The following is a 13,356-nucleotide window of genomic DNA, read 5'->3' on the forward strand; positions in this document are numbered from 1 at the left end:
CGACAGCGGTCGTGGGTGGAAACCGTTGCGAGCACTGCGTTTTCCACCCACGACGTGCGTCACCTCAGTTCGGCCATGGCCGGTACGGGAATCTCGAAGTGCACGGTCTGGTTGCGCTCGGGATCTCCGTCGCGGGCGTCGCACACCTCGACCGCGACCGAGCGCCAGAACGCTTCCGCGCCGGGCACTCGGGTGTCCGTGTGCAGGTAGATCTGTTCGTAGCCGGGGGTTTCGGCGATGAACCGGACCGCGGCGTCGACGAGGGCGCGGGCGAGGCCGAGGCGGCGGTGTGACGGCCGGACGTACACCCGGAACAGCTGCGCTGTCCGGTCGCCCGAGTAGCGCTCGGCGAGCCAGGCCGGGTGGGGCGGGCTGGCCGGTCCCTGGGCCCGCACGGCCGTGGTGCCCACGACCTCGTCGCCGTCGACCGCGACGAACAGCGCGTGCCTGGGGGTGTCCAGGTAGGTGCCGGCCAGGTCGATCACGTCCGTGTGCCACTGGGGGCGGTAGCCGTGACCGAACTCGCGGTAGAAGGTGTCCAGCATGACGCTGCGGGCGCCCGGCAGGTCGGCGTGGGTCGCCAGCCGCACCTCGTGGGACCCCTTGTGGTGCTTGATCACTTCATCCTCTCTTCGGCGCCGTCGAGGGTCGTCTCCACGGGGCCGTGCGCGACGACACGGCCTTCGTGGAGCACGACCACCCGGTCGGCGAGGCGGGCCACGACGTCGAGGTCGTGGCTGATCAGCACGAGCGCGCACGGCACGCCCGCGAGCAGGTCGAGCAACCCTTGGCGGGTCACCGCGTCCAGGCCCGAGGTGATCTCGTCGCACACGAGCACCTCGGGTTCGGCGAGCAGGGCGCGCACCAGCGCGGCCCGTTGGAGCTCGCCACCGGACAGGCCGCGCGGCCGGCGCAGCACCGTCTCCTCCGCGAGTCCGACGCGGTTCAGGGCAGCGAGTGCTGCGGCACGTGCGTCGGCCGGACGCACTCCGCGCAGGCGCACCGCCGTCCTGGCGACCTGGTTCAGGACATCGCGGTGCTCGTCGAACGACCCCCGCGCGTCCTGGAACACGTACTGCACGGCGGCCAGTTCCGCCCGTGACCGGCGGCGCAGCGACCGGGCGAGCGGCCGGTCGTGCAGCAGCACCTCGCCGGTGGCCTGCTGGTGCAGCCCGGCGAGGCACCGGCCGAGGGTGGTCTTGCCGCTGCCGGAGCGCCCGACGACCGCCAGCCGTTCGCCGACCTCCAGCTCGACTTCGTGCAGGACAATCGCGTTGCGGTACCGGGCAGTCAGGCCGCGGACCCGCAGCCGTGGTGCCCGTTCCGGCGCAGTGGTGCGTGCCGGCGGCACGGTGTCGAGCAACGCGCGGGTGTAGTCGTCGCGCGGGTCGGTCAGCAGTTCTGTGGCTGGTCCGGCTTCGACGACGCGTCCGGCGCGCAGCACCACGATCTCGTCGGCGAGCGCCCGCACCACCTCGACGTCGTGCGTCAGCAGCACGAGCGCCACGCCCTGAGCGACAACGGCGGCGAGCTCGTCGACGACCTCGTTGCGGGTCAGGGCGTCCTGCCCGGTGGTGGGTTCGTCGGCCACCAGGACCGCCGGATCGCCGACCAGCGCCTGCGCGAGCACGACCCGTTGCTGCTGCCCGCCGGAGAGCTGGTGCGGGTAGCGCCGCAGCAGGTCGGCCGGCACCCGCGCCCGGCGCAGCGCGGTGCTGATGAGCACTTCGGGATCACCGTCTTGCAGCGCCGCGATCTCCCGGAACACCGAGTCCAGCCTGCGCACCGGGTTGAGCGCGGATGCGGGTTGCTGGGGCACGAACCCGACACGTCCGCTGAGGCTCACCCGACCGCTGACGGTCACGCCGGACGACCGCTCTCCGAGCAACGCCAGGCCGGTCGTGGTCTTGCCGCTGCCGGAAGCGCCGACCAGTGCCAGGACCCGTCCCGCGGACAGCGCGAAGCTGACCCCGTCGAGCAGCACGTTTTCGTTCGCTTCGGCCCGCAGGTCCTCGACAAGCACGACCGGGCTCATGTCCGTACCTTCCTGAGGGCGCGGTCGAACACCAGGTTCAGCCCGACGGACAACGACACGATGAGCAACGCGGGCACCACGACCGTCAGCGGTTGCAGGAACAACCCACCCCGGTTCCGATCCACCATCACGGCCCAGTCCGCCGCGCCGGGCGGCACCCCGACCCCGAGAAAACTGGCCGACGCCACCAGGTACAACGCCCCGGTGAGCCGCACACCCAGGTCGGCGGCGAACGTGCGCACCATCGACCGTCCGGTGTAGACGATCGAGGTCTGCCACCACGACTCGCCCTGCATGCGCATCGCCTCCAAGGCGGGACGTCCGGAGATCTCCAGCGCCGCCGCACGCGACAGGCGGGCGACGTCGGGGAAGTTGACGAGCGCGACCACCGCTATGAGGACCGGAAGTCCTTGTCCCGCAATGGCCGCTACGAGGATCAGGACCAGCAGTGACGGCACCGCCAGCACGACGTCGAGCGGTCGCATCAGCGCCTCGTCGACCAGCCTGAGGCGGGCGGTGGCCGCGACGACGCCGTACGGAACGCCCACTACGTACGAGAGGGCGGTGGCGATCAGCGCCACGAGCACGACTGTTTGGCCGCCTGCGAGGACCTGGTGCCAGGCGTCTCGGCCCACGAAGTCGGTGCCCAGGAGGCCTTGCGGCATGAAGGGGGCGGTGCGGGGGTGGTCGTCGGGGACGAACAGGGGGCCCAGGAGGGCCAGGGTCAGGGGTGCGGCGATGAGGAGAGCGCCGATGCCTGCGCGCTTCACGCGACCACCCCCGCCCGCGGCGCCAGCCGGAACGCCACCAGATCGGCCACCAGGTTCACCGCCACCGTCGTCACCGCGAACACCACCGCCAGGCCCTGCACCACCGGCAGGTCCCTGCCCGCCACCGCGTCCACCAGCACCGTCCCCAGCCCCGGAATCACGAACACCGCCTCCACCACGATCACCCCGCCCAGCAACCAGTCCGTGGTCCGCGCGACCTGCTGCACCGCCGGCGCCAGGGCGTTCGGCAGGGCGTGGGCGAAGCGGATCCGCGTCTCGCCCAGCCCGAGGCGGCGGGCGTGGCGCACGTAGTCCGAGGCCAGCGCGTCGAGCATGCCCGCGCGCACCAGGCGGCTGATCGAGCAGATCGGGCGGGCCAGCAGCACCACCAGCGGCAGCACCAGCACCGCGGGCTGGGTCAGGAGGTCCGCGCCCACCGCGGTCGGGGGGAGCCAGGCCAGCTGCACGCCGAACACCGCGATCAGCACGATCGCCAGCGCGAACTCCGGGATCGAGTGCAGCGCCACGCTCACCGACGTCAGCGCGCGGTCCAGCAGGCTGCCCTCGCGCAATGCGGCCAGCACGCCGGCCAGGACCGAGATCGGCACCAGCAGCACCAGGGTCAGCGCTGCCAGCACGACTGTCGGGCCGATCCCGGCGAACAGGAAGTCCGCCACCGGCCGTCCCGACACGAGGGACACGCCGAAGTCCAGTCGGGGCAAGCCAGCCAGCCACGACACGAACCGTTCGGACATCGGGCGGTCGAGGCCCATGGCCGCGCGGATCGCCGAGATCCGCGCGGGGTCCGGGTTGTCGCCCGCCAGCGCCACCGCCGCGTCGCCGGGCAGGGCCTGGACGAGCAGGAACACCAGAGTGACCACGGCCAGCACCTGCACCAGCCCGAGCGCCACCCGGCGGGCCGCGTAGGAGGCGAGGCTCACCCGAGCCACACCTTGTCGAAACGTGCCCAGTCCAGGGTGTTCGCGGGCGCGGTGGAGATGCCGCCGACGTTCGGCTTCGCGCCCACGATCCAGTCGGCGAAGCCCCACATCAGGTAGCCGCCCTCGGCGTGCAGCACGCGCTGCATCTCCACGTACGCCTCGTTCCGCGCGCCTTCGTCCGAAGTGGACACCGCCTTCTCGTAGAGGGCGTCGAACTCCGGGCGGTTCCACTTGGTCACGTTGGTGCCCGCGCCCTTCAGCAGGCGTTGCGCGATGTGGGTCTCGATCGGCATCGCGCCGGAGCGGAAGCTCGACAGCGAGCCGTTCTTGAGCGTGTCGGCCCAGTAGCTGTCCTTGTTGCCCTGGACGACCTCGATCGTCAGGCCGGATCCCTTGGCCTGGTCGGCGAACACCGTGGCGGCCTCGACCATGCCGGCTGCGGCGGTGGACGTGTCGAGCTTGACCGTCAGGCCCTCGGCGCCTGCCTTGCGGATCAGGAACTTCGCCTTGTCGAGGTCCCGTTCCCGCTGCGGAATCGACGAGGCGTAGTGCTGGTAGCCCTTGCCGAACAGGTCGTTGCCGACCTGGCCGCTGCCCGCGAGCACCGACTCCACGAGCTGGGGGCGGTCGACGAGCAGGAACAACGCCTCGCGCAGGTCGCGGTTGTCGAACGGCGCCCGGTCGAGCTTCATGGCGAACGCCTGCACGGCGCTGTTGGGCGCGCGGTGGATCGCCATCCGGTCACCGGAGGCGTGGCTGCGCGCGGTGGTCGGCGTCAGGTCGTGCGCGTACTCGACCTGGCCGCCCAGCAACGCGTTGGTGCGCGCGGACTCCTCGTTGGCGATCAGGAACTCCAGCTCGTCCAGCAGCGGCGCGCCCTCCCAGTAGTCCGGGTTCCGCTTGAGCAGCACGGACTTGCCCGGCTCGAACGACACGAAGCTGAACGCTCCCGACCCGACGGGCTTCGTGAAGTCCTCGGTGCCCTCGGGCACGATGTACGCGCCGAACGCCGCCAGGGCGTTGGGGAACTCGGCGAACGGCCGCTTCAGCGCGAACTCCACCGTGCGGTCGTCGACGGCGCGGCTGTTCGGCAGGTCGATCAGCGCGAGGCTCGACTTGGCGCGGAACGCCCGGTTCGGGTCGAGGATGCGCGCGTAGCTGGCGAGCACGTCCTGGGCGCGAACCGGTCTGCCGTCGTGGAACTTCGCCTGGCGCAACGTGATCCGCCAGCGGGCGAGGTCCGCGCTCGGCTCCCACTTCTCCGCCAGCCTCGGCTGCGGGGACACGTCGTTGCCGAGGTCCGCGAGCTTGTCGTACAGCGCCTTGGACCGAGCGGCCTCGACGAACAGGTTCGCGAGGTGCGGGTCGAGGACCTCCTTGGCACCGCCCCCCGCGAAGGCGGCGCGCAGCCTGCCACCGGTGCGCGGGGCCGAAGCCGGAGTGCTGCCACACCCTGCCAGGGTGGCGACCGTCAAGGTGGTGAGACCGAGGAAACCGCGGCGGTTGAGGGACATTCTGGTTCCTTTCAGCGGAGGCGGGCCACGACGTGGAGGCGGTCGCCGGACAGCGCGGTGCTCAGCGGGGCGTTCGCCGACCACGGCTGGTCCGTGCGCGGACCGGGGGAGTCGAACAGGGCGAGGACCTCGAACCCGGCGAGGTCGAGCAGGTGGCGCAGCTCCTGGGGGAACAGCAGCCGCCACGCCGACCGCTGCACGAGCGGTTCGGCGCCCCACTCCCAGGTGCGGCGGCGGCGCAACAACTGTGCGGCGTGGTCGATCCACAGCTCGGTGTGCGAGGTGTACTCGGTGCCGCGCCACGTCACCGAGCGGGTGCGCACGCCGTCGAGCAGTTCGGTGTTGCCGAGGAAGAACGCGCCGTTGCGCATCTCCGCGACGAACAGCCCGCCGGGCCTCAGGTGCGCGCGGCACCGGCTGAGGAACGCGTCGAGGTCGGCGTTGGTGTGGCAGTACAGCATCGCGCTGTCCAGACACGTGATCACGTCGAACGTGCGGCTCAGGTCGAAGCCGCGCATGTCGGCCAGCATCACGTCGACTTCGGGGTGGTGTATCCGGACGTGGGTGAGCATGCTCTCCGAGCTGTCGATCCCGGCGACGCGATAACCGTTGCGGGACAACCACCCCGCGTCACGGCCGGTGCCGCATCCGACGTCGAGCAGGTCCCGGCCCCCGTCGAACCTGGTGACCACGTCGTCCACGAACCGGGCCGCGACGTGGCCGGGGTCGGGGAACTGGTGCTCGTACAGCTCGGGGTTGTCGGTGAGCAGGTTCATCGGACGGCCCCTTCCAGGGTGAGAGCCCCACGGCGGTGCACCCAGGCCATCCCGGCGGCCCCGGCGAGCCCGATCGCGACGCACAGCAGCGACGCGAGCCGGTCGCCGAACCCGCTCACCCAGCCGATAGCGGCGTTGCCGGCGGCCGCGGCGATACCGGATCCCAGGTAGAACACGCCGAAGTGGGTGCCGGCCAGGCTGTCCGGGCCGAACTTCGGGATCAGGTCGTAGACCAGGGGATGCGCGATCATCACCCCGACGGCCAGCGCGAGCGTGGCGACGAGCACCGGCACGAGCCCCGACCACAGCGCGGGCGCCGCGAAACCCGCCCCCATGACGCCCAGTCCCACCGCGATCACCGGGCCGCGTTCGCGTTCGGCCAGCAGGCGGGTGAGGCGGACCTGGAACAGCAGCGTGACGACGGTGGAGACGATGAACAGCGCCGCGACCACCGCGTTCGACCCGGTGGCCTTCTGCGCCTGGATCGGCAGCAACAGGTAGAGCTGGTTCTGCAGCACGAACATCACACTCAACACACACGTGAACGCCACGAACCGGCGATTGGCCATGCACTCCCGCCAGTCGCCGAGGATCGAGCCGCCCTTGCGGGTCGCCGGACGCGCGGGCAGCACGACGGCCTGCGCGACCGTCAGCACCGCGAAGATCCCGGCCGCCACGAGCGCGGACACCCGGAAGTCCCACAGCAGCAACACACTGCCGAGCACCGGGCCGAACAACGCACCGGCCTGCGCGTAGACGTTGAACCGCGCGAAAGCCTCGGTGCGCGCCTCACCCGCCTCCAACGCGATGTAGGCCCGCACGGCCGGGTTGAACAGCGCCCCGGCCAGCCCGCTGAGCACCGACGCGGCCAGCACGACGGCGAGCGACTCGCCGATCGCGAACAGCCCGAACCCGACCGCGCGCAGGGCGCAGCCGACGAGGATGGCGGTGCGCGGGCCGAGCCGATCCGACGCCGTGCCTCCCACCAGGAACAGGCCCTGCTGGCTGAGCGTGCGCACGCCGAGCACGACGCCGATCACGGCGGCGGACATGCCGAGGCTGCCGAGGTGGGTGGCGAGGTAGGGGATGAGCAGGTAGAAGCCGGTGTTGACGGCGAACTGGTTGACCAGCAGGAGCCGGACGGGGAGGGCGAAGCGGCGGGTCATCGCCGCACCACCCCGAGCCCCGGCGCCCCGGCGAGCCGCAACGTGCCGTCCTCCCCGCCGATCCCCGCCCACGGGTCGTGCGCCAGCAACAGGTGCCCGTCCAAATCGACCCACCGCGCATGCCCCGCGAGGTGAACGGCCGGCGCGATCCCCAGCGAGCTGGCGACCAGGCAGCCGAGCATCACATCCAGCCCGCCCTCACGAGCGGCCGCCACGATCTCCAGCGCCGGGCGCAGGCCACCGCACTTCGCGAGCTTCACGTTCACGCCGTCCACCGCGCCCGCCAGCCGCCGCACGTCGGCGACCGTGGCGGCGTCCTCGTCGGCGACCAGCGGTGCCGGACAACGCTCCCGGACCCACGCCAGCGCATCTGGATCACCGGGCGGGATCGGTTGCTCCACCGCGTCCAGCACGACACCGGCCGCGGTGATCTTCTCGACCACCCGCATCGTCTCGTCCGGGCTCCAGCCGCCGTTGGGGTCGAGGATCAGGCGTGCGTCGGGCGCGGCGGCCCGTACCGCGGTCACGGTGGCGACATCGCGTTCCGGATCCGCCCCAGCCTTGAGCTTCAGCACGGAGAACCCGCGCTCGACCAGACCCGAGGCCAATGCCGCGGGGTCGTCCGTGATGCCGATCGTGTAGGCCGTCGGCACGTCCTGCCAGCGCTCAACACCCACGAGCGCGTGCACCGGGACAGACCCGCGCAACCCGAGCAGGTCGTGCAGAGCCGCGTCCACCGCCGCCCGCACTCCCGCCGGGATCGTGTCGTCCGCGTGCAGAACGTCGAGCGCGGTCTCCGGCTCGTCCAGGGAGAGACTGTCCAAACAGGACGTGATTGCCTCAACCGAGAGGCCGTAGTACGTGCTCGTCACCACCTCGCCGTGGCCGCGCAGCCCGTCGTGCTCGAGAACGACCCGCACGGCGTCCCGGCGGGACATCACCGACCTGGAGATGCGCAGCGGTGTGGCCAGGTCGAGACCGTAGACCTCCCAGGTGAGGTTCACGCGAGCACCGCCGCCCTGGGCGCGACGACCGACCGGGTCCGCGTCCAGCCCGTCGCCTCGACGTGGTGCGGGTCGCCGATCTCCACCGGACGGTCCGAAGCCGTGCCGAGCAGGCCGCGGGCGTGGCAGAACTCGTCGTCGAAGATCGTGCCGAGGTAGCGGTGCGCGCCGTCGGGGAAGATCGTCGCGACCACCGCCCCCGGCTCGACCCTGGCGGCCCAGGCCGCGACGAGTGCGACCGCGCCGGTGCTCCAGCCGCCGGTGACGAAGGCGTCGCGGGCGAGCCTGCGGCAGGCGTCGACCACCTCGACCGGGCCCAGCCAGTGCACCTCGTCGAACTCGGCGTAGGCGACGTTGCGCGGGTGGATGCTGCTGCCCAGTCCTCGCATCACCCTGGACCGCGCGGGCTGGCCGAAGATCGTCGAACCGATCGTGTCCACGCCGATCAGCCGCACACCGGGCCAGTACCGCCGCAGCTCCCGGACGACGCCCGCGCTGTGCCCGCCCGTGCCGACGCTGCACACCAGCACGTCGACAGGTTCCAGCTGCTCCACCAGTTCCCTCGCGAGTCCGGCGTAGCCCCTGGGGTTGTCCGGGTTGTTGTACTGGTCGGGCCAGTACGCGTCGGGGAACTCGCGCAGCACCGCCTGGAGCCGGTCCAGCCGCGCCTGCTGCCAGCCGCCCACCGGGTGCGGCCGGTCCACGACCTCCAACCTGGCTCCGTGCGCGCGCAGCAGGGCACGCATCGACGGCTCCAGCTCGCTGTCCACCACCAGCACGACCGGGTGGCCGAAGGCCTGACCGGCGAACGCGAGGCCGACGCCGAGCGTGCCGCTGGTCGACTCCACGACCACCGCGCCGGGCCGCAGCTCGCCGCGTTCGCGTGCGGCACGCAGCATCGACACGGCGGGCCGCGCCTTCATGCCGCCGGCGCTGAGGCATTCCAGCTTGGCCCAGAAACCACCGTGCCGGTGCGGCAGCGGCGTTTCTATGCGGGCCACCGGGCTCTGACCCAGGAGACCGAGCAGGTGCCGGTTCTGGCGCGGGATCATCACGACGGACGCTCCGTGTAGTGGTGGATCGTCGTCGGGCCGCCGTCGAGCCAGAAGAACGGGTACGGCTCAGCGGACACGGCACGCACGCCGCTGCCGATGAACCACGGCAGGATCGCGCCGGCGGTCTGCGCGAACATCACCATCGGCTTGCCCGCAGCGAGCAACGGTTCGAACGTGCCGTTGCCGACCGTCATGCCGGATGCCAGCACAAGGTTGCACGCGTCCAGCGCGCTCTCTGCGTCCGTGGCGATCGGTTCGTCCCACTCGGTCCGACCGCCCTTGAGATCGCACGGCACGTACGTCACGCCTCGCGAGCGCAGGTGGTGCAGCAGCGAGTTGACGACGCCCACCACCAACACCTGGTCACCCGGTGCGGGGTCAAGAAGGTCGATCACGGCTTCCGCACGAGCCATCGACTTCGCCAGTGAGCTGCCGGGTCCGACGGTGATGGACTTGGTGGCGCACAAGTGATGCGGACGCACGTGCGCGAGGTACGCGTCCAGCGCGGCGGTGCGGATGGCAGGGTTCGCATGGTCGAGCAGGTCGAGCACCGATGCGCCGACACAGCCGTGCACCTCACCGTCGGAGATGTCCTCCACCGCGCAGGAACCGACCGCCTCCTCCACACGAAGGCTCACGACCGTGTTGCGGTACGACTGCCCACGGGTGGCGTGCCGGGCGCCCTGCCTGGTCGTGAACCCGACGCTCACCGGACAACCGGCCGGGTCGAGCCCGAGCCCGCCGCCGCGGACGAGCTCGACGAGGTCTGCGAGCGTCACTCGGACTCCTCGGCGTAGTCGACGGACAGGCCACCCACGAGCTGCTCGGCCCGTGCACGCGCGCCGAGACCGGCCGGATCGGTCACCACGACGTGCCCGAGGTAGCTGTTGTTGCTGGTCGGATCGCCCGCCCGGTGACCGGGTTGCTTGACCGCCCACTCCACGACGCCCTCGGTGCCGGCGAGCTTCTCCGCACCGCGGATGGACGCCACCTGGCCGGAGCGCGGAGGCAGCAGGAACGAGATCGCGGCACTGCGCACCCCGGTGTCCGCCGGGCGCAGGTCCGGCCGTTCACCGACGGCCAGCTGGGCGTACGCGGCGGGCAGGTCGATGCCCGTGACGCGCCGGACCAGCTCGGTGATCTGGTTGCCCGCGGGCCGCGGGTTGACCTCGACGAGCTTCGGGCCCTCCGGCGTCAGCTTGACCTCGGTGTGCGCGACACCGCGGTCCAGACCCAGCGCCTCGATCGCGGCGACGGCGACCGCCTCGGCCGCGGCGGTGTCCAGATCGGCGGGGAACATGTGCCCGCTCTCGACGAACCACGGCTCGCCCGCGACGCTCTTGTCGGTGACGCCGACGACGTGCGTCGCACCGTCCACCGTGACGGTCTCCACGCTCACCTCGGGCCCGGTCAGCAGCTCCTCGAGCAGCACCGCGGGCACCCTCGGCTGGTTGCGGGCGTTGACCGGGAACGCCTCGATCGCGGCGAACGCCTCGCGCAGCTCTGCCTCATCGGTCACCTTGCGCACGTACATCCCGGCGCACAGGTCGACCGGCTTGACCACCAGCGGGTAGCCCAGCTCCGCGGCGGCCTTGGCGAGCGCGGGCCAGTCCTCGGCGAGGGCGAAACGGGGACCCGGCACCCCGGCCTCGTGCAGGGCGGTGCGGGTGAGGTCCTTGCGGCAGGCCCGTTCCACGGCCAGTGGATCAGGACCGGGCAGACCGAGGTGGGCCGCGACCCGCGCGGTCGTCGGGAGGTAGTAGTCGCACGAGGAGATCACGCCGTCGAAGCGCAGGACCGCGTGCAGGCGCTCGACGTGGCCGAGCAGGGCGCTCACGTCGTTGGTCTCCGCGGTGAGCACGTTCTCCGCCGCCAGCAACGGGTGCGGCTGCGCGGGCGCGGCACGCAGGTAGTGGTGCAGATCGCGGGTCATGAAGGTGAAGCGGTGCCCTGACTCGTTGATCGCCCTGGGCAGCAGCGAGCTCATCGCGCCGACCCAGCTCTCGATCATCAACAGGTGAGCCACGTGTCCTCCTCGTCGGCCGCGACACCCGCGGCGGATTGAGGAACATGGTAATCATTGTCGATTGTGAAGATCCACCGCCTCCTGTTGGCGGCCGATCGGGTGCGCGTTCGGCGTGCGCCGTTCATGCGCATGGCCTAATACTTTGCTGCGTTCGGTGACCGCTCAGGTCGTCCGAGTGACAGGGGAAAGGCAGGCTCATGACCACGACACACCTGGAACACTCCGATCACGGCCACGCGCACGGCGAGGGCTGTGGGCACGTGTCGGTTCCGCACGGCGATCACGTCGACTACGTGCACGACGGCCACCTGCACAAGGCCCACGACGGGCACTTCGACGAGTGCGAGCCGGGCGACAACCACCGCCCGCACTCCGACCACGGGCACGCGCACGGCGAGGGGTGCGGGCACGTGTCGGTTCCGCACGGCGACCACGTCGACTACGTGCACGACGGCCACCGCCACGCCGTCCACGAGGAGCACTACGACGAGCACTGACGCCATGTATTGAGCGTGTATCGGCCGTGGATGACGCCCCTTCAGGCTGCGTGAGCAACACAGCAGTCATGTGAAAAGGGGATGTTCATGCGGTTCACCAAAGTGACGGCCGCGGTCGTCGGCCTGCTGGGCGCGGCTCTCATCAGCACCGCCGGGCAGGCGGGCGCCACCGCCGGGGACGCCTACGTCACCGGCGTCGAGGTCGCGGCTCCGTGGCTGGAGGACACCGCCACCGCGCCGTCGGTCGACAGCGAGATCGGCATCCAGCAGACCGCGGCCGGCGCGATCAAGTGGATGTCCGACCGCCGCGGCAGCACCGCGTACGAGGGGTACTGCGAGCGGGCCGTGCGCCTCGCGTGGAGCCGCAGCACGCACCACGCGTCGGCCATCGCGCACTGGAGGTCCTCGGACGGCGCCCGGCACACCACCGGCACGCCGCCCAAGGGCGCGTTCGTCTTCTGGAACACCAGCCAGTACGGGCACGTGGGCATCGCCGACGGCAACGGCGGCTTCTGGTCGACCAGCGTCGGCGGCAAGATCGGGCACGGCAGCTCGGTGCGGTACTTCCGCAACTACCTCGGCTGGAAGCCCGGCAACAGCAACTGACGAGCCGGGTCATTTCATCGCCGCTTCGCGACGAGTGCGATTGGGGCTTGACTTCGGGGCCCTTGCGAGGCGCTCATCGGCCTTGAAAAGCCGGGCAATAAGGAGCCCGGCCGATCCAACCAGCGTAGCACCTCGCTCCCAAAGTCAAGCCCCAATCGCAAGCGTGCGTGGTTGCGTTTGTTGGTCGGCTTCCGTCATTACCGGTTGCCCGATGACGCATTGCCCTGTCCGGCTCGGCTTCGCCATCGCGGTTGTTGGGTGCTCGGTTTCGGCTCCGCGAGATTGACTGCACTGGACGTGACCACGCAGGACGCTCATGCGGGATTACCTCTGCGGGACTAGCTCCGCAGGATTGATCTCGCGGGATTGCCCTCGCCGGATTAGCCTCGCGGGAATCGCCTCCCGGAATTGTCTCTACGCGGCTGTAGTACCGCGAGGCAGGGGGGTAACGACCGCCCCATGCCGCCGTTGGTTTCTCGGCGTGGCGAGAGTGCCTGGCCGTGGCCGGGGCGGCCTTCATCGGCACCGCCTGGCCGTGGTCAGGCGGTGTTGATCAGGTTGCGTCTGGGCGTTCGCTGGGGGTCGAGCCAGGCTGGCGGGTAGAAGGTCGGGATGCCGTTGGCCATCTTGACTTCCCACTTGCTCTGGTGGATCAGCGTGTGGTGCGCACGGCACAGCAGCACCGCGTTGTCGACCGAGGTGTCCCCGCCGTCGGCCCAGTGCCGGACGTGGTGGCCGTCGCAGTGCCGGGGTGGTCTGTCGCAGCCGGGGAAGGCGCAGCCTCGGTCTCGGAGGACGAGGGCGCGGCGGATGCGGGCGGGGAAGGTGCGGGTTTTGCGGCCGATGTCCAGTGGCTGGCCTTCGCCGCCCAGTACGGCGGGGATGATGCCCGTGTCGCAGGCCAATCGGCGGAGCTGGTCGGCGGGGAGGTGCTGGCCGGTGTCCAGCATCGCCTCGCCGACCTGC

At 71.1% G+C, this 13,356-nt stretch carries 14 protein-coding genes; 2 read left to right on the top strand and 12 right to left on the bottom strand.

The annotated features are described in order from the left end of the window. Positions 1-59: 59 nt before the first annotated feature. Genes ACFOWZ_RS39145 through ACFOWZ_RS39195 form a run of 11 tightly spaced genes read right to left on the bottom strand, consistent with a single transcriptional unit; the run spans position 60 to position 11,287 of the window. A complete protein-coding gene (locus ACFOWZ_RS39145) occupies positions 60-620 on the bottom strand; it encodes a GNAT family N-acetyltransferase (protein WP_382379011.1) in 561 nt (186 codons plus the stop codon). Continuing rightward, positions 617-2,035 carry an ABC transporter ATP-binding protein gene (locus ACFOWZ_RS39150; protein WP_382379012.1) on the bottom strand — a complete coding sequence of 473 codons (1,419 nt, stop codon included), beginning with the start codon at positions 2,033-2,035 and terminating at the stop codon, positions 617-619. Before ACFOWZ_RS39150 ends, ACFOWZ_RS39145 begins: the two co-directional genes overlap by 4 nt. Then, the gene (locus ACFOWZ_RS39155) at positions 2,032-2,805 is read right to left on the bottom strand and encodes an ABC transporter permease (protein ID WP_382379013.1); all 774 of its coding nucleotides are present in this window, start codon (positions 2,803-2,805) and stop codon (positions 2,032-2,034) included. Before ACFOWZ_RS39155 ends, ACFOWZ_RS39150 begins: the two co-directional genes overlap by 4 nt. Further along, on the bottom strand, positions 2,802-3,746 hold the full coding sequence (locus tag ACFOWZ_RS39160; RefSeq protein ID WP_382379014.1) for an ABC transporter permease: 945 nt from the start codon (positions 3,744-3,746) through the stop codon (positions 2,802-2,804). The genes ACFOWZ_RS39155 and ACFOWZ_RS39160 overlap by 4 nt, the downstream gene beginning before the upstream one ends. Further along, positions 3,743-5,260, bottom strand: a complete 1,518-nt coding sequence (locus ACFOWZ_RS39165; protein WP_382379016.1) for an ABC transporter substrate-binding protein — start codon at positions 5,258-5,260, stop codon at positions 3,743-3,745. The genes ACFOWZ_RS39160 and ACFOWZ_RS39165 overlap by 4 nt, the downstream gene beginning before the upstream one ends. A gap of 11 nt (positions 5,261-5,271) precedes the next feature. Then, positions 5,272-6,036: a class I SAM-dependent methyltransferase gene (locus ACFOWZ_RS39170; RefSeq protein WP_382379017.1), complete on the bottom strand. Its 765-nt coding sequence runs from the start codon at positions 6,034-6,036 to the stop codon at positions 5,272-5,274. Next, positions 6,033-7,202: an MFS transporter gene (locus ACFOWZ_RS39175; RefSeq protein WP_382379018.1), complete on the bottom strand. Its 1,170-nt coding sequence runs from the start codon at positions 7,200-7,202 to the stop codon at positions 6,033-6,035. Before ACFOWZ_RS39175 ends, ACFOWZ_RS39170 begins: the two co-directional genes overlap by 4 nt. After that, on the bottom strand, positions 7,199-8,206 hold the full coding sequence (locus ACFOWZ_RS39180; RefSeq protein ID WP_382379019.1) for a dipeptide epimerase: 1,008 nt from the start codon (positions 8,204-8,206) through the stop codon (positions 7,199-7,201). The genes ACFOWZ_RS39175 and ACFOWZ_RS39180 overlap by 4 nt, the downstream gene beginning before the upstream one ends. After that, on the bottom strand, positions 8,203-9,258 hold the full coding sequence (locus ACFOWZ_RS39185; RefSeq protein ID WP_382379032.1) for a PLP-dependent cysteine synthase family protein: 1,056 nt from the start codon (positions 9,256-9,258) through the stop codon (positions 8,203-8,205). The genes ACFOWZ_RS39180 and ACFOWZ_RS39185 overlap by 4 nt, the downstream gene beginning before the upstream one ends. Then, on the bottom strand, positions 9,258-10,040 hold the full coding sequence (locus tag ACFOWZ_RS39190; protein WP_382379020.1) for a Rossmann-like domain-containing protein: 783 nt from the start codon (positions 10,038-10,040) through the stop codon (positions 9,258-9,260). The genes ACFOWZ_RS39185 and ACFOWZ_RS39190 overlap by 1 nt, the downstream gene beginning before the upstream one ends. Continuing rightward, positions 10,037-11,287, bottom strand: coding sequence for an ATP-grasp domain-containing protein (locus ACFOWZ_RS39195; protein ID WP_382379021.1), 1,251 nt, complete (start codon positions 11,285-11,287; stop codon positions 10,037-10,039). The genes ACFOWZ_RS39190 and ACFOWZ_RS39195 overlap by 4 nt, the downstream gene beginning before the upstream one ends. 197 nt (positions 11,288-11,484) lie before the next feature. Between ACFOWZ_RS39195 and ACFOWZ_RS39200 the strand changes: the two genes are divergently transcribed. Continuing rightward, positions 11,485-11,784: a hypothetical protein gene (locus ACFOWZ_RS39200; protein WP_382379022.1), complete on the top strand. Its 300-nt coding sequence runs from the start codon at positions 11,485-11,487 to the stop codon at positions 11,782-11,784. An 87-nt stretch (positions 11,785-11,871) separates the two neighbouring features. Beyond that, positions 11,872-12,390 carry a hypothetical protein gene (locus tag ACFOWZ_RS39205; protein WP_382379023.1) on the top strand — a complete coding sequence of 173 codons (519 nt, stop codon included), beginning with the start codon at positions 11,872-11,874 and terminating at the stop codon, positions 12,388-12,390. A 539-nt stretch (positions 12,391-12,929) separates the two neighbouring features. Here the strand turns inward: ACFOWZ_RS39205 and ACFOWZ_RS39210 are convergent. Next, positions 12,930-13,356, bottom strand: a 427-nt coding sequence (locus ACFOWZ_RS39210; protein ID WP_382379024.1) for an HNH endonuclease signature motif containing protein, incomplete at its 5' end; no start/stop codon positions are given.

This window comes from Lentzea rhizosphaerae, assembly GCF_042649515.1.
GTDB classification, from domain to species: Bacteria; Actinomycetota; Actinomycetes; order Mycobacteriales; family Pseudonocardiaceae; genus Lentzea; species Lentzea aerocolonigenes.